This window comes from Bacillus sp. FJAT-14266 (assembly GCF_001719225.1).
In the GTDB taxonomy this organism is placed as follows: domain Bacteria; phylum Bacillota; class Bacilli; order Bacillales; family Bacillaceae; genus Bacillus; species Bacillus subtilis.
In genome coordinates, this window is record NZ_CP017072.1 from 2,876,861 (window position 1) to 2,892,663 (window position 15,803).

Annotated in this window: 15 protein-coding genes and 1 riboswitch; of the genes, 6 read left to right on the forward strand and 9 right to left on the reverse strand. The window is 42.0% G+C overall.

Annotated elements, in window-relative coordinates:
- Positions 1–184: 184 nt before the first annotated feature.
- Complete coding sequence (locus tag BGM23_RS14800) at positions 185–979, reverse strand: TerC family protein (RefSeq protein WP_032679119.1); 795 nt, start codon at positions 977–979, stop codon at positions 185–187.
- A 105-nt stretch (positions 980–1,084) separates the two neighbouring features.
- Positions 1,085–1,188, reverse strand: a riboswitch (yybP-ykoY riboswitch).
- Positions 1,189–1,235: 47 nt separating this feature from the next.
- Positions 1,236–1,901 (reverse strand): DedA family protein, encoded by a 666-nt coding sequence (locus BGM23_RS14805; protein ID WP_029726984.1) that lies wholly within the window; start codon positions 1,899–1,901, stop codon positions 1,236–1,238.
- A gap of 180 nt (positions 1,902–2,081) precedes the next feature.
- Between BGM23_RS14805 and BGM23_RS14810 the strand changes: the two genes are divergently transcribed.
- From BGM23_RS14810 to BGM23_RS14820, 3 genes are all read left to right on the forward strand, one after another.
- Positions 2,082–4,484, forward strand: coding sequence for an EAL domain-containing protein (locus BGM23_RS14810; protein WP_029726983.1), 2,403 nt, complete (start codon positions 2,082–2,084; stop codon positions 4,482–4,484).
- Between the two features lie 87 nt (positions 4,485–4,571).
- The gene (gene ku, locus BGM23_RS14815; protein WP_003245346.1) at positions 4,572–5,456 is read left to right on the forward strand and encodes a non-homologous end joining protein Ku; all 885 of its coding nucleotides are present in this window, start codon (positions 4,572–4,574) and stop codon (positions 5,454–5,456) included.
- A gap of 3 nt (positions 5,457–5,459) precedes the next feature.
- The gene (locus BGM23_RS14820; RefSeq protein WP_010886495.1) at positions 5,460–7,295 is read left to right on the forward strand and encodes a DNA ligase D; all 1,836 of its coding nucleotides are present in this window, start codon (positions 5,460–5,462) and stop codon (positions 7,293–7,295) included.
- 25 nt (positions 7,296–7,320) lie between these two features.
- On the opposite strand, the gene BGM23_RS14825 is transcribed toward BGM23_RS14820, so the two are convergent.
- Together BGM23_RS14825 and BGM23_RS14830 are read right to left on the reverse strand one after the other, a co-directional pair.
- Positions 7,321–8,334, reverse strand: coding sequence for a glycosyltransferase family 2 protein (locus BGM23_RS14825; protein ID WP_003245533.1), 1,014 nt, complete (start codon positions 8,332–8,334; stop codon positions 7,321–7,323).
- Between the two features lie 12 nt (positions 8,335–8,346).
- Complete coding sequence (locus BGM23_RS14830; RefSeq protein ID WP_003245165.1) at positions 8,347–10,041, reverse strand: DUF6044 family protein; 1,695 nt, start codon at positions 10,039–10,041, stop codon at positions 8,347–8,349.
- A gap of 192 nt (positions 10,042–10,233) precedes the next feature.
- On the opposite strand from BGM23_RS14830, the gene BGM23_RS14835 reads away from it, so the two are divergent.
- Positions 10,234–11,046: a metallophosphoesterase gene (locus BGM23_RS14835; RefSeq protein WP_003245342.1), complete on the forward strand. Its 813-nt coding sequence runs from the start codon at positions 10,234–10,236 to the stop codon at positions 11,044–11,046.
- A 27-nt stretch (positions 11,047–11,073) separates the two neighbouring features.
- Here the strand turns inward: BGM23_RS14835 and BGM23_RS14840 are convergent, their stop codons facing one another.
- Positions 11,074–11,625, reverse strand: coding sequence for a YkoP family protein (locus tag BGM23_RS14840; RefSeq protein WP_003245777.1), 552 nt, complete (start codon positions 11,623–11,625; stop codon positions 11,074–11,076).
- A 91-nt stretch (positions 11,626–11,716) separates the two neighbouring features.
- Between BGM23_RS14840 and BGM23_RS14845 the strand changes: the two genes are divergently transcribed.
- A complete protein-coding gene (locus BGM23_RS14845) occupies positions 11,717–12,838 on the forward strand; it encodes an MGDG synthase family glycosyltransferase (protein WP_003245161.1) in 1,122 nt (373 codons plus the stop codon).
- A 14-nt stretch (positions 12,839–12,852) separates the two neighbouring features.
- Here BGM23_RS14845 and BGM23_RS14850 read toward each other — a convergent pair whose 3' ends face one another.
- From BGM23_RS14850 to BGM23_RS14860, 3 genes are all read right to left on the reverse strand, one after another.
- Positions 12,853–13,317, reverse strand: a complete 465-nt coding sequence (locus tag BGM23_RS14850) for a MarR family winged helix-turn-helix transcriptional regulator (protein WP_003232536.1) — start codon at positions 13,315–13,317, stop codon at positions 12,853–12,855.
- A 132-nt stretch (positions 13,318–13,449) separates the two neighbouring features.
- A complete protein-coding gene (gene ykoL, locus BGM23_RS14855) occupies positions 13,450–13,632 on the reverse strand; it encodes a stress response protein YkoL (protein ID WP_003245766.1) in 183 nt (60 codons plus the stop codon).
- Positions 13,633–13,719: 87 nt separating this feature from the next.
- The gene (locus BGM23_RS14860; protein WP_003232538.1) at positions 13,720–13,875 is read right to left on the reverse strand and encodes a hypothetical protein; all 156 of its coding nucleotides are present in this window, start codon (positions 13,873–13,875) and stop codon (positions 13,720–13,722) included.
- A 194-nt stretch (positions 13,876–14,069) separates the two neighbouring features.
- On the opposite strand from BGM23_RS14860, the gene tnrA reads away from it, so the two are divergent.
- Positions 14,070–14,402, forward strand: coding sequence for a MerR family transcriptional regulator (gene tnrA, locus BGM23_RS14865; protein WP_003232541.1), 333 nt, complete (start codon positions 14,070–14,072; stop codon positions 14,400–14,402).
- 42 nt (positions 14,403–14,444) lie between these two features.
- Here tnrA and mgtE read toward each other — a convergent pair whose 3' ends face one another.
- Positions 14,445–15,800, reverse strand: coding sequence for a magnesium transporter (mgtE, locus tag BGM23_RS14870; RefSeq protein WP_029726982.1), 1,356 nt, complete (start codon positions 15,798–15,800; stop codon positions 14,445–14,447).
- Positions 15,801–15,803 lie beyond the last annotated feature (3 nt).

The window sequence follows — 15,803 nt, forward strand, 5'->3', positions numbered from 1 at the left end:
TCCAATGTCTCAATTATGACAAACCATTCTGACGTCCTATACATGATTTCGTGCCTTTCTATAGAATTAAGGGGGTTTTATGCGTGTTTTTTGTAACAAAGATGTTATAAAAATGTTATTTTATTTCGCTTATGAAAACGCTTCAAACACAAAAAGACTCTGCTTTTAAGCAGAGTCTTTCAGATTACGCCCGTTCACGGGTGCTGTTTCTTTGTTCGTTTTGTGCGCCCTCCGGCTGTTTTTTCCCACCTGACATAAACCAGCCGCAAACCGCGATTGCTGCTAAGACACCCCAGAATATTAGCTTCCATGTTCCAGAATGAATAAAGTGCTCAGAAACAACCGCTATGTCGCGATGGGCAAGCGTATATAAAGCAAGCTTCACTCCGACCCAGCCGACAATCACAAAGGCTGCTGTTTCTAGGCTTGGACGTTCCTTTAATAACTTCACAAACATGGAAGCCGCAAACCGCATGATCACCAGTCCGATGATACCGCCGGCCAAAATGACGAGAAATTGTCCTCCGTCAAGTCCGCCGATCTTCGGGAGTGATGTCCCAGGAAGTGTAACCGCCAGCGCTACTGCTGCTAAGATGGAATCAACAGCAAACGCGATATCTGCCAGCTCAACTTTTAAAACAGTCGGCCAAAAACCGCTTTGCTTCGTCTCTTTATGTGTGTCTTCTTTCTTAAATACATATCTTTTCAATAAGTGGCTTGCTGAGATATACAGCAAATAGATCGCGCCAATCGCTTGAACCTGCCATACGTTGACCAAGAAAGAAATTGCAAATAAAGAGCCAAATCGCAGAACAAAAGCCCCTGCCAATCCATAAAATAACGCTTTTTTTCTTTTTTCCTCCGGCAAATGTTTTACCATTACCGCCATAACCAGCGCGTTATCGGCGGCTAAAATCCCTTCCAGCCCGATCAAGACGAGAAGAACCCAACCATACTCTAATAATAATGCTGCATCCATAAATGATACCCTCCCAAAAAAGTTGTTTTCTTTCTCTTCATCCGATCTTATGCCGGCCGGACCATGCAAAAAAGACCTTTGCCGACATAAGGCAAAGGTCTTGCTAGACATGAATTCAGGCATGCCAACAAAGCCGATGGATACAATCCATGAAATGACGACTTTGTTTCCGGAATACATTCCGGACGCTACTCCCCTTTGGGATTTCAAGAAATATGATTTTATACGTCAATGATATGCGCAGCGCAATGATTTGTCAACGTTTATTTTTCAAAAATACAGATAATTGTTCGGAGTGCGTGCGTTTCTTCCTCTTTTTCATCAGTAAGTAGAGCAGGAAAAGCGCCAAAATGGCTATCCCGATCGGAAGCATATATTGATCAAGAATAGAGCCGACTTCCTTCCAATTTTCACCGAGCTTCACACCGAGATAAACATATACAAATGTAATCGGAAGCATAGCAATGAATGTATAAAGCGAAAACACCCAAACATTCATTTTTGCAATTCCGCACGGTATGGAAATCAATGTCCTGATGCCAGGCAAGAAACGGCCGCTGAACGCGACAAAGCCACCATGTTTTTTGAAAAATTTATCTGACTTATCAAGCGCTTCAGGTTTAATAAAGAGATACTTCCCAAAACGTTCAAGAAACGGCCTTCCTCCGTACCGGCCTATCCAATACAGCGTAAGCGGACCGGCCACTCCTCCAAGCGATCCTGCCAAAACAACGCCGGCAAGTGTCATATCGCCTTTAGATACCCAATAGCCCGCAAGCGGCAAGACGACTTCGGCCGGGATAAACTCAATACTGAGCGCTAGAAATATTCCAAAATAAGATAAGCTTTTAAATGCTTCTATCCATGACATAACCAGCTCTTCGATAGCCACCAACTCCCTTGTTTCATGTTTATGTATTATACATTTTTGTTTTTTCGGAAAACGTCAAGATGATTTTAACACATTTTTCACGGTCAGTTGAACTAAAAATAGATCTCCCTCGTATTTCTATCGTTTTGAAGGCTGAAACTCTGCGGTTAAGCAGCCGATAATAAAGAGAGTCAACAAGACTGGAACACACGATACGGGGGGAATCTCCATTTGGAAATACACGTTACATATAATACGACGCTCATATGTTTATCTATTCTAATTGCCTGTACCGCCTCGTATATTTCCCTTGAACTATCAAGGAAAGTCACCATCAATACAGGATTAAAAAGTAAAATTTGGCTGATCGGCGGCTCACTTATTATGGGATTCGGTATTTGGTCAATGCATTTTGTAGGGATGATGGCCGTCCATATGGAAATGCCGATGGAATATGAATTCATGCCATTAATGGCAGCCATTGGCGCATCTGTTTCGGGATCATTTGTGTCATTATATTTTGTCAGCCGATACATTCTTACATATTACAGACTGCTTACCGGATCAGTTGTGCTTGGCGCATCTATTGCTTCTATGCACTATATCGGAATGTCTGCCATTTCCCGGGTAATGATTGTTTACGAACCGATTTTATTTACAGTTTCAATTATCATTGCGATTGCAGCCTCTTTCGTCTCGTTAAAAATATTCTTTGACTTGGCCGTGAAAAAACATTCTGAGCATCTTATATTCTATAAAGTCGTCAGTTCAATTGTAATGGGTATTGGGATTTCGGGCATGCACTACACAGGGATGCTTGCGGCAACTTTCCATAAGGACATGGCTCCGCCCGGAAGCCATATGGAGGTGCAAACGTTTCATTGGTCAATTTTTGTTACTTTAATTATTTTTTGTATCCAAACGTTATTGTTATTCAGTTCCCATGCAGATCGAAAGTTTATTAAACAGAGCGAACGCATAAAGGATAACGAACAGCGATTTCAGTCTTTAATCGTCCACAATATTGATGCAATCTTTATTTTATCATTAGAAGGAGACATAATATCTTCCAATCACGCTGGTGAGGAAATGATCAGCAAATTTGGCTTCAGCATGCATGACTGGAGGAATTACACATCACAGAAGATTAAGCGCCTTTTTGAGCAAGTTAAAAAAGATAAACAAGCGATGAACAGCGATAGCGATCTTATCACTGAAAAAGGCCAGTTTCACTTAAATATTACGCTTATACCTGTTGAGGTCAATCAGGAACTAGACAGCATTTATGTCATTTGTAAAGACATGACGAAGCAGTACAAAGCAGAAAAAGAAATCCATAGAATGGCTCATTATGATTCGCTTACAGACTTACCTAACAGAAGGCATGCCATCTCTCATCTAACAAAGGTGCTGAATCGCGAGCATTCCTTGCATTATAACACTGTTGTATTCTTTCTTGACTTAAACCGGTTTAAAGTGATTAACGATGCATTAGGGCATAATGTCGGTGATCAATTGCTTCAGTTTGCAGCTAAACGCCTGTCATCTGTAGTCCCTGATAACGGATTTATCGCCCGTCTTGGCGGTGATGAATTTATTATTATATTAACAGACGCCAATACAGGAACAGGCGAAGCAGATGTTTTAGCAAGAAAAATTATCCAAAAATTCAAAAAACCTTTCAAAATTCAAGATCACACCCTTGTCACATCTGTCAGTATCGGGATTGCGATATCTCCAAAAGACGGGACGGATGGCCTTGAATTGATGAAAAAGGCTGATATGGCGATGTATGCGGCTAAAGAACGAAACAAAAGCAAATACAGATACTATTCTTTTTCAATCGGCAACAAAGAAACCGTTAAGCTTAACCAAGAGATGGTACTCAGAGAAGCAATCGAAAACGATAGATTTGTCTTGCATTATCAGCCGCAATTCAGTGTGAAAAAACAAAAAATGACAGGAGCAGAAGCACTGATACGCCTTGTGACACCAGACGGGCAACTGCGTCCGCCCGGAGAATTCATCGGTGTTGCAGAAGAAACGGGACTTATTATTGATATCGGAAAGTGGATTATAGATGAAGCATGCAAGCAGGCAAGGATTTGGCATGACAAAGGCTATGATCTTTCTGTCGCCATTAATATTTCCGCCAGACAGTTTCAATCTAAAGATCTGATTCCCCTCATCAAGGATACGCTTAATAAGTACCAGCTTCCTCCGCAGCTTCTTGAAGTGGAGGTGACGGAAAGCATGACAATGGACAATCTCGATCACTCCAAAAAGGTTTTGTCATCCCTAACAGAATTAGGAATCAGAATCAGTATTGACGATTTCGGTACTGGTCACAGCTCTCTTAGCTATTTGAAGGACTTCCCGATTCACAGGCTGAAGATTGACAAATCATTTATTGACGATATTCAGACCCATCCTAAATCAGAGCAAATTACCGGAGCTATTATTGCCATGGGACATCAGCTGTCTTTGCAGGTGATTGCCGAAGGTGTGGAAAATGCAGCTCAAAAGCAGCTTCTTTTTGAAAAAGGCTGCGACCATTTGCAGGGCTTCTTTTTCAGCAGGCCAATACCTCCGGAACAATTCGAACAATTCATTATTGAACAGCCGTCGCAATAACAGCGCCGGCTTTTTTTCACCCATAAGTTACTACACATGAATCGTACTCCTTCTCTTCACACTAAAGAAAAAAAGGGGTTTATCGATATGCATACAATGTGGAAGGGATCGATCAGCTTCGGATTAGTAAACATCCCCATCAAGCTATATGCGGCCACAGAAGATAAAGATATTAAACTGCGCAGCCTCCATAAAGAGGATCACGCACCAATCAAATACGAGAAAGTTTGCACAAATTGCGAAAAAACTCTTAGTCCTGATGAAATTGTGAAGGGATATGAATATGTAAAAGGAAAATATGTAGTGCTGACAGACGAAGATTTAAAAAGCTTAAAACAGGAGCATGAGGAGAAAGCAGTTGAGATTGTTGACTTTGTTCAGCTTCAGGAAATTGATCCGATTTATTTTAACCGCTCCTACTTTGTCGGCCCCGGGGATAATGGGACGAAGGCCTATACCCTGCTGCGTGAGGCGCTGCGCTCAACCGGAAAGATCGGTATCGCCAATATGACAATCAGGTCAAAGCAGCAGCTGGCGATTCTCCGCGTTTATGAAAATTGTATCGTCATGGAGTCTATCCATTATCCCGATGAGGTCAGAAGCGCCGCTCAAGTCCCAGGTGTACCTGATCAATCGAATGTAAACGATAAGGAACTGCAAACTGCTATCACATTAATAGATGAACTGACTGCTAAGTTTGAGCCTGAGAAATATGAAGACACGTACCGACAGGCGCTGCTGCAAAGAGTCAACGACAAGCTAGAAAATAAAGAAACGGCTGTCACTCCTGATAAAGCGCCACCTCGTGAAGATGTCATTGACCTGGTAAGCGCTCTGCAAGCCAGCATCGACAGAACCAGAAGGCCGAACCGGGAGACACCGGCTGCCGCACCTGCACAAGCCGCTGAACCGAAAGGAGCCGGAGATAAAAAACAAAAAACAACTAGAAAAAAAGCCTCCGGCACATCATAGCGCATGGCGTTTACCATGCAGCCGGTCTTAACTTCGTCACCGCCAATCGGAGCAGAATGGCGTTACGAAGTAAAATATGATGGGTACCGCTGTATTCTCCGCATCCATTCTTCAGGTGTGACCTTAACCAGCAGAAATGGTGTGGAGCTCAGCAGCACCTTCCCTGAAATCACACAATTCGCCAAAACTGCCTTTCAGCACCTAGAAAAAGAGCTTCCGCTGACACTTGACGGTGAAATCGTATGTTTGGTGAATCCCTGTCGTGCAGATTTTGAACACCTTCAAGTGCGGGGGCGTTTGAAAAGGCCAGACAAGATTCAGGAATCGGCAAACGCGCGGCCGTGCTGCTTTCTCGCCTTTGATTTGTTAGAGCGAAGCGGAGAAGATGTAACGCTTCTTTCGTATTTGGACCGCAAAAAATCGCTGCGTGAACTCATATCCGCAGCAAAGCTTCCTGCATCTCCAGATCCTTACGCAAAAGAAACCATTCAATCCATTCCCTGTTATGATCATTTTGATCAACTCTGGGAGATGGTAATAAAATATGACGGAGAAGGAATTGTAGCGAAGAAAACAAACAGCAAATGGCTTGAAAAGAAGCGGTCGTCCGATTGGCTCAAATATAAAAACTTTAAACAAGCTTATGTTTGCATAACAGGGTTCAACCCTAACAACGGGTTTCTGACGGTATCGGTGTTAAAAAACGGAATAATGACACCGATTGCCTCTGTCTCGCACGGAATGCGTGATGAGGAAAAAAGCGCTATACGCGAGATTATGGAACAGCACGGACATCAAACACCCTCAGGCGAATTTACGCTTGAACCTTCGATTTGTGCAGCTGTTCAATACTTAACAATTCTCCAAGGCACATTAAGAGAGGTATCGTTTATCGGTTTCGAATTCCAAATGGACTGGACCGAATGCACGTATGCGCAAGTCATACGACACTCCAAACCGGTTCACCCAAAGCTCCAGTTCACAAGCCTGGATAAAATCATATTTGAAAAGAATAAAAAAACAAAAGAAGATTTTATTCAGTATATGATTGAAGTCAGTGACTACCTGCTCCCATTTCTGAAAAACCGGGCTGTCACCGTCATCCGCTATCCGCATGGATCTAGGAGCGAATCATTTTTCCAAAAAAACAAGCCGGACTATGCGCCGGATTTTGTTCAGTCTTTCTATGATGGAAGCCATGAACATATTGTCTGTGAGGATATGTCTACATTGCTATGGCTTTGCAACCAGCTTGCTTTGGAGTTTCACGTTCCTTTTCAAACCATTAAAAGCAGGCGTCCGGCTGAGATTGTCATTGATTTAGACCCGCCTTCGCGAGATGACTTTCTTATGGCCGTGCAGGCCGCAAATGAACTGAAGCGGCTGTTGGATTCCTTTGGCATCACATCGTACCCGAAGCTGTCCGGCAACAAAGGCATCCAGCTTTATATTCCCTTGTCTCCCGAGGCATTTACGTATGAAGAAACACGCCAATTTACGCAGCTGATCGCAGAGTACTGCACCAATGCATTTCCCGAGCTCTTTACCACTGAACGCTTGATTAAAAACAGACACTGCAAATTGTATCTTGATTATTTGCAGCATGCAGAAGGAAAAACGATTATCTGTCCCTATTCAACGAGAGGAAATGAGCTTGGGACTGTTGCAGCCCCGCTCTACTGGCATGAGGTGCAATCATCTTTAACACCCGCTCTGTTTACAATTGATACGGTCATCGATCGAATTAAGAAGCAGGGCTGCCCATTTTTTGATTTTTACCGCAACCCGCAAGACGAACCGCTTAGCGCTATATTGCATCAGTTGAAGAAAAAGAGCTGACTAATGAAGTCAGCTCTTTCCGTGTTTAACTGTACTTTTTTTCTAACCGCTCTTTTTCCTGGCGCTGAAGCGGGCTCAGCTGTTCATTATACAAATCAATATCAATCGCGTATTTCGGCCGTCTTTTCACTTCAGAAAAAATCGTTCCAATATACTCTCCGATGATTCCAATTCCCATCAATTGCAGCCCGCCCAAAAACCAAATGGATATGATAAGAGACGCCCAGCCTGCATTCGTATGGCCGAGCAGCTTTTGAATAAACGCGCCAATCCCTGCCACAGCGCTGAGGAAAAACAAAACAAACCCTAAAAGCGTAAAGAATCGAATTGGTGCGACACTGAATGAAGTAATCCCGTTAAAAGCGAAGGATAGCATCTTTTTCAGCGGATATTTCGTTTTGCCGGCAAAGCGTTCCTTGCGGTCATACAAAACTTCGGCCGATTTAAAGCCGATCATGGGGACAATACCTCTTAAAAACAGATTCGCTTCCGGATAACGCTCAAGCTCTTCAAGGGACCTTTTATTCATTAAACGAAAATCAGCATGATTATAAATTAATTTAATCCCAAGTTTATTCATGAGACGATAAAACCCTAACGCGGTCGTGCGCTTGAAAAAGGTATCGGTTTTTCTGCTCCGGCGTACACCGTAAACGATCTCGCAGCCCTCATGATATTTCAGCATAAAATCCCGGATCACAGAGATGTCGTCCTGAAGATCAGCATCGATCGAAATGACGCAGTCTGACCTATTCTTCGCTTTATGCAATCCGGCTAAAAGCGCTTTTTGGTGGCCGACATTGCAGGCTAATTTTAAGCCGGTAACCTTCTTGTTTCTTATGCTCTCCATAGCAATCAAAGCCCAAGTGCGGTCTTTGCTGCCATCATCGACAAACAGAATTTTACTGTCTTCAGCAATTAATTTTTCTTCAATTAAATCATCTACAACCTCTGTCAGCTGATGGCTTGTTTCTTGAAACACTTCCTCTTCATTGAAACACGGGACGACGATGGTTAATACTGGCTGTGACTGTTTCAATCGATATCCTCCTTATCTTGTTTCATATAAATAAATGCGCCAGGCGGAATCTTTATGGTCAAACGTCTTTACGAGCGCGAGATGGTTTTGTTCAGCATTCATGATCGGAACTGAAGAAAAAATGTACCGTCCACCCATTTTTTTAAATACATCTGTATTTAATTGAAGGTTGTTGATCGTTTTCTTCGAGTTCTTTTTGAAATCATATCGTTTACCGAGTTCATCGACAAAAAGGTAGCAGCGGCTGCCCCATTCATCAAAGTATTGTTTCAGCCGAGAATTTTTTTCCAGCTCTTTTTCGATGATTTTTCTAAATTCATATTTATATGAGAGCGGATACAGATTGTTATACGTATCTAACGTATAAAACCCGTTATATTGGGCGATAGACGGATGCAGTCCGATGCTCGCCACCCTATACGAATCTTGCGGACGTCCGATATATTCCTTAATCTCTTTGAATTGCTCTGATGCATAAAACTCCCTGAATGTCGGCGCGTTGTAATGAACACCATACGTATATTCTTCATTAAAAGGCGCCAACACCATCAGCTGTGCAGCGACTGCGGCGTACACAAGCCATTTCCATCCTTTCCCCATCCGCCAAATGAGATATAAAGCAAGCGCAAAGCTCACGTATATAACAAGCGGCCGAAGAAAATGAAAACGGGCAAAATTAAATTCTGCTAAAAAAGCAAATTTCTGCTTTGGAACAGCCCAAATTTTGTTGAACCAAAACGCATACCATAATGACAACCCGTAATTAAGCACACATAAAAACAGATAAACATTTTCTGGCTTTGTCCGATTTCGTTTGAACAGCAGAGCAGCAAATACGACCATCAGGATCGGAAGGATGACAACGGTATGAACGGTCATCACATGATTATGGCCATAGACAAAGTTTTTTATGGATAGTCGAAGAGAATGCCAAACGTCATGCCTAGATGAGATAAATTCGATACGATGCATCGGTGCGTGCTCAAACAGCATCGAATAGACAAGCCGATATTCAACGAAAAGATAGATACTCGTCATAAATGCAATACTGCCTAAGAACATCAAATTCCATCTTCTTTTTGTAATGGCATCATACAGCCAAAAACACGCCATCCCTGCCAGGAAAAAGAAGAAGCCTAGAACAAAGCTTGAGTATAGAGGGAGCAAGCCCAGCGTCAGCCACTCTCTCCATGAGATATCCCCTTTTCGGATATTTAAAAAAGCCCACAGTGCCAAAGGGTACCCAAGCGTACTCAGCATTCCCGAGGGCCAGAAAGGTGTTAAGGCAAATGCAAGCGATACGCCAATTCGGATGAAAGCCGCTTTTGGTTCCGGGATTATATGTTTCTTCAGCAGCACATACATTCCAAAAAAAGCGACAACTCTTGTAACCGTCTGGCTTATTGCATAGGCGGTCATGGAAGAAAAGAAAGCATGGAGCCAAACAATTCCGCTCCACTCGGTGCCAAAGGCATCCCGGGGCAGCCCGTTAATGATTTGCGGAATGGCAGCGTCAACCTTGCCGACGATTTCTCCGCTATCGGCCAGAACCTTGTACCAAGCGATGTTGGAATCTAAATTATCGTGGACCCGGATATGGGCATCTTCCTTTAAAATAAAAAGCGGGGATACATACAATAAAAGAAGAAATAATGCGATCCAGAGATAATATGTTTCTTTTTTTTGTTGTCTCATCAATCGTAACATTGCTTACACATCCATTTGTTATTCTGACTCCGTCGGCATGTTCTGCCTCATGTGTCAAAATTTATTATCCCTTTTCCCTTCCAAATCATTCATCATATGACAATCCGTTTTTCAACCTGTCTCTACCCATTAATTCCCGCTATCCATAGGGCTTGATCACTTACTATACTGATAGAAGGGAGGGGATATATTTTGTTTACAATCTTACTTTCATTGGCCATACTCGTATTTGTGCCATTTCTATATAAAGCGAACCGCAATACAAAAGATGTGAAAGTCAACACCATTTCAATCGACCAAAAAGACGGCCTTCCAGCCAGAAAAAAATTAAATATCCTTCATTTATCTGATCTTCACTTGGAAAACATTTCAGTCTCACCTGAGGAGCTGTATCATTTAACAAAAGATCAGCCTGTGGACATCATTGCTCTTACCGGGGATTTTCTTGATCGGAAACGTAATATTCCGAAACTGGCAGGTTACTTGAACGCCTTGCAAAAGCTAAAGCCTGCATATGGAATGTACGCGGTGTTCGGTAACCACGATTATGTATTGAAAGAAGAGGACTTTCAGAGATTGAAGCGAGTTTTAGAGGAAAACGGCTGTATCACGCTGCAAAATGAACATGTTCGAATCGAGACGGCTGCAGGACCAGTCAATATTATCGGCATTGATGATTACAGTACGAATCGGAGTAATATCACCGGCTCTTATCAAAGTCTGGAAAATGGCTATCATCTTGTCTTAACACATGACCCAAATATTATTCTGGATATGAAAGATGTTCATTATGATTACCTGCTGTCAGGGCATTTTCACGGCGGGCAAATTCACTGGCCAAAACCGTATCATTTGGTGAAAATGGGAAAGCTCGTGCGAATGAACATGATTAAAGGCCTTCATTATCATCACGATAAACCATTTTATATCAGCGAGGGCTTGGGACAAACCGGCGTAAATATCCGTGTCGGAAGCCGCCCTGAAGTGACATTTCATCAGATTTAATCAAAAAAGACTGTGCTGACCGAGGCATCAGTCTTTTTTTTGATAGGTTTTCTGCAGCTTTTCTTTTGAGATAAACAAATAGGATGAATTCGGTAAATGCCGCAAGCTCACAGGCTTTGAAGTCAAATATAAAATCGGCACATGAGACACTTTTTTAAAGCATCTGTAAAAAGGGTTCACCGGGGTGATCACATCAAAGCCGAGCCTTTCCACACCTTTGTCAAGCATTGTAATCCCAATGATTCCTTTGATTTTCTCGCTTTTTTTATGATTGTTGATATAGTCAAGAAGAAGCGGCATCGATTGATATACTTTCTGATAAATAATGATTCCCTTTCTGACCGCGCTCTCAATGCTTTGCAGCTCCCTGATCAGCTTTATGTTATGCAGGTGGATTTTAACGAGCACATCATTTTTTCTTATATGCGTTCCGTCGCTAAGCACGACATGATGTCCTTTGTACTTCGTCAGCCTGACTCGAAAAACGCTTTTTTGATCGTTGTCAATCAAGCTTAGCCTTGAAAAAAAGAAATAAATCGGATCAACCACTCTCCATATGGAAAGGAAACAAGTTTTCATCTTTTCACCTTCCTTATGATCAAAAACACCCTTATATTTTGTGAACGTTCTCCTCAAAATATAGTTGCCATATTTTTTTAGGAGGACTGTCATGAAAAACATTCTCATTTTTCCTTTTTTAAGCATTTCCACCGGCCATCATCATGTGGCTGATGCATTGCAGGCTGAATTAGAGTCTCAAGGGCTGGCAGCTGAAAAGATTGATATCTTTTCACATTCGTATAGGCGGTTAGAAAAATTGTCCTCCGTGGCTTATTTAAAATGGATTCAATATTTCCCGAAAACGTACAGCGGCATTTACAGGCTCCTCGCCTGCGGAGAATTTCAGCATGACAAACGCTATTTCATGTACGAATGGCTGTTCACACAGCAAATGAGGCACATCCTCCAAGAAAAACAGCCTGATATCGCCTTCTGCACACATGCGCTGCCTTCTTATCTGCTGAACCGACTAAAGCCTGAATATCCGAATCTGACGGTTGTGAATGTATACACTGATTTTTTCGTGAATCAATTATGGGGACGGAAGAACATTGATTACCATTTTGTTCCGAGCACGGAAGTAAAGAAGCAGCTAATATCAGAGGGTATCGATCAGAACAACATATACTTGACCGGCATTCCAGTTCACCAAAATTTTGAAATGGAATCAGCAGATACCTTGCAGCACCACCCGCCATATACCATCATCATCACAGGGGGCAGTATGGGGGTCGGTGGGATTTTAAAATGGGTGCAGGAACTGTCGCCAGGCGGAAAGATCTTATACAAAATATTATGCGGCAGAAACGAAAAGCTCTACTCCTATGTCAAAAGTTTACACCACCCCTTGATTGAGGCGATTCCTTACCTTCACAGCAAAGCAGAGATGAACCGTTTGTACGAACAGGCGACAGGCATCATGACTAAACCCGGAGGCGTGACCATCAGTGAATGCTTACAGAAACGGCTTCCGGTATTTATTTATCATGCACTGCCGGGACAGGAGGAAATGAATTTAAACCTTCTACATGAAAGGAAACTCGTCACAGATATGAGAAACTGGGACATGCAGAAAGCAGAAGAGTATATCGCGGCATTTTTTCAATCGAACGAACAGATGAAGGAGTATAAAAAACACGTCAATGGATACCTTGGCGAAATGTCTGATAGGAAGATTAAAGATGTTTTAAAAAGAATCATATGGAAACAAAAAAACACTCTCCTGAAATAGAGAGTGTAGAATAGTTAACGAAACAGCAAATGCTGGCTGTGTATGCCTGCTTTCTTGAGCAGGACGATCAGCTGGTCCTGTTCATCAGGCGAAAGACCTGAAAACGCTCTCGCAATACGCAGTGCATGAATCGGATAAATTTTATCCAAATACTCATTTCCCTTGTCAGTTAAATGTGCGTAAACAGAGCGTTTATCTTTCGGGTCCTGCTCCCTTACTAAAAACCCGTTTCTTTCTAGTTTGTCAATAACATATGTGACGTTTCCGCTTACAAGCAGAAGTCTCGACCCAATTTGCTGTAATTTTTGCGGGCCTCTTGTGTACAGGAGTTCCAGTACAGCAAATTCAGTGGGATTAAAACCGTGCTCTTTGCTATCACGGATACTATGTTCGGACACACTTTTGAAAGCCCTTGCAAAAACTCTGTACAAATTCATCGCACGCTCAACTTCTTCTTCGTTAAACGATAATCTCATCATATCTACCTCGTATATAGGATTTTTATAAAAAAATAATGAAAACCCTTACATATAATAAGAGTTCAGTCCCTTACTATACGTATTCGCTATAATTCGAGAAATTCCTTCTAAAAGCAAAAAAATCCTTATACATTATCTTGTATAAGGATAATTTTTATGATTTGTAATGCTTCGAAAGAAATAAGCGTATTCTTTCCGAAGCTCAGAAATCGTCATTTTGTTCATGACCTCTTTATTATAAACCCCTATCTGATAGAGTTTTTCAGAATAATGGCGTCGTTCTTTTTCTAAAGCGGATTTCAATAAATTACTCATAGCGTCCTCCTTCATTTTGAGGTATCCTATACAAAAGATACTCTTTTTAAATGAACGTGGTATGAATCTAATGTAAAGAATTTATGTTTACGAAGATTTTCGGTATTGTCCGTTTTGAACCGATCTTAATAATTGAAAAGCCTGTTCTCCGGCAAGCTGCATAAACGTCTCCAGCATTTCATCACGCTTGATATCCAACTCTATAATTTCTTTTGCCAGTGAGACTGCTTTTTCTTCCTCCATGATTATCCTTCCTCCTCGTTTGATTCGTTACATAAAGGATAAAACGCGCTTGGGTGTTACGCATTATTCTTGTTAATTTTTCTTCCGTATTTTTTCAAAAATCTTCTATTTGATGTTAGAAAATATGACAAGCGTCAGGTTTTTTCTCTTTGTTTTTTATATACTATTATCAAAAGACATCCAGGGGTGGAAAAATGACCACAGAAGATCATTCTTATAAAGACAAAAAAGTGATTTCAATCGGAATTGTGAGTGAATTGACAGGATTGTCCGTAAGACAGATCAGGTATTATGAGGAACGAAAGCTCATTTACCCGCAGCGTTCTTCAAGGGGGACAAGAAAATACTCCTTTGCTGATGTAGAGCGGCTGATGGATATCGCCAATAAACGTGAAGACGGCGTACAGACGGCAGAGATTTTAAAGGATATGCGCAAAAAAGAACAGATGTTAAAAAACGATCCGCAAGTGCGGAAAAAAATGCTGGAGGGGCAGCTTAATGCTCACTTTCGGTACAAAAACCGTTAAATAATAAAAGTCCGGCTCGCAGTTGAGACGGACTTTTTACGTTTATAATGAGTGAATGAATGCAGTGGCAATGCCAAAGTAGATTAATAAAGATAAAATATCGTTTAACGTTGTAATCAGCGGTCCAGAAGCAATCGCCGGGTCTACTTTCAGTTTGTGCAAAATAATAGGGATAATCGTTCCTGACATCGTGCCGATGATTAAGGTTAAGAACAGTGAAGAGGCGACAACAAATCCCAAAAGCGCATTCCCCTGCCATATGATGGAGACAATCGCAATCAGCACAGAACAAACCGCTCCGATAAAAATGCTTGTTCTGAACTCCCGGAAGATCAGGCGCACAATCGTTTTTTTGTTCATTTCTTCTTTAGACAAACCTCTGATGACAACCGCGAGAGATTGTGTTCCCGTATTTCCTGTCATCCCTGACACCATCGGCATGAAAAACGCAAGCGCGACAACCTGCTTCAGCGCATCTTCAAAATAGCTGATAATGCTTCCTGAAATCAGTCCGATAAACAAGAGTAAAATCAGCCATGGCAGGCGCCGGTATGCCGCCACGTAAGCTTTTGTGTCAAAGGTGATGTCTTTACCGGAAGCGGCAAATTTTTCGTAATCCTCATCAGCTTCCCGAATAACGACGTCGATAATATCATCGACCGTCACAATGCCGACAAGCACGTTGTTTTCTTCTACAACCGGTATTGCCAAAAAATCGTAACGTTCTATCAGGCGGGCAACTTCTTCCTGGTCCTGAAGAGCATCTGCTGATATGACGCGGGTAAACATTAAATCCTGCACCTTTTCTTCAGGTTCACCCAGAATCAAATCGCGGTAGGAAAGAACCCCAACCAGCTGTTTGCTTTCATTAATAACATATAAGTAGTTGATCGATTCAGCTATTTCAGCGAAGCTTTTCAGTTTGACGACCGCGTCTTTTACCGTGTAATGCTGAGGGATCCACACATACCGGTTTGTCATCATGCGTCCCGCTGAATCAGCCGGGTAATTCATCAAGAGCTGTACAGCTTTTGACTCTGACGCTTCCATGCTGGACAAAAGCTGTTCCTTCAGTTCTTCGTCCATTTCTTCAAGCAATTGAGCGAGGTCATCGTTGTCCATTTTATTCATCGCCAGTGTTGCTTTTGTTTTTCCGACTTTATTTAAGACGACAAGCTGAAATTCGCGTTCCAGCTCCCCGATCATATCAGTGATATCGTCTACAGTTAAATAAGATAAATAGCGGGCACGGTGTTTTTCCGGCATTTCTTTAAAAATAAATGCCATGTCATAGGGCTGAAGCTCATCAATAACATTTCTGAAATCCCTGATTTTCCCGTCTCGCAGTAAAATAATGATGCGTAAAATGAGTTCGTCATAGGTCATGTTTTGAACCATCGG

What these genes read in the sequence shown, in the direction of transcription:
- BGM23_RS14800 (WP_032679119.1), bottom strand. Translation starts at nt 979, where the DNA reads ATGGATGCAGCATTATTATTAGAGTATGGTTGGGTTCTTCTCGTCTTG.
- ku (WP_003245346.1), top strand. Translation starts at nt 4,572, where the DNA reads ATGCATACAATGTGGAAGGGATCGATCAGCTTCGGATTAGTAAACATC.
- BGM23_RS14820 (WP_010886495.1), top strand. Translation starts at nt 5,460, where the DNA reads ATGGCGTTTACCATGCAGCCGGTCTTAACTTCGTCACCGCCAATCGGA.
- BGM23_RS14830 (WP_003245165.1), bottom strand. Translation starts at nt 10,041, where the DNA reads ATGTTACGATTGATGAGACAACAAAAAAAAGAAACATATTATCTCTGG.
- BGM23_RS14840 (WP_003245777.1), bottom strand. Translation starts at nt 11,625, where the DNA reads ATGAAAACTTGTTTCCTTTCCATATGGAGAGTGGTTGATCCGATTTAT.
- BGM23_RS14845 (WP_003245161.1), top strand. Translation starts at nt 11,717, where the DNA reads ATGAAAAACATTCTCATTTTTCCTTTTTTAAGCATTTCCACCGGCCAT.
- BGM23_RS14850 (WP_003232536.1), bottom strand. Translation starts at nt 13,317, where the DNA reads ATGATGAGATTATCGTTTAACGAAGAAGAAGTTGAGCGTGCGATGAAT.
- ykoL (WP_003245766.1), bottom strand. Translation starts at nt 13,632, where the DNA reads ATGAGTAATTTATTGAAATCCGCTTTAGAAAAAGAACGACGCCATTAT.
- BGM23_RS14860 (WP_003232538.1), bottom strand. Translation starts at nt 13,875, where the DNA reads ATGGAGGAAGAAAAAGCAGTCTCACTGGCAAAAGAAATTATAGAGTTG.
- tnrA (WP_003232541.1), top strand. Translation starts at nt 14,070, where the DNA reads ATGACCACAGAAGATCATTCTTATAAAGACAAAAAAGTGATTTCAATC.
- mgtE (WP_029726982.1), bottom strand. Translation starts at nt 15,800, where the DNA reads ATGGTTCAAAACATGACCTATGACGAACTCATTTTACGCATCATTATT.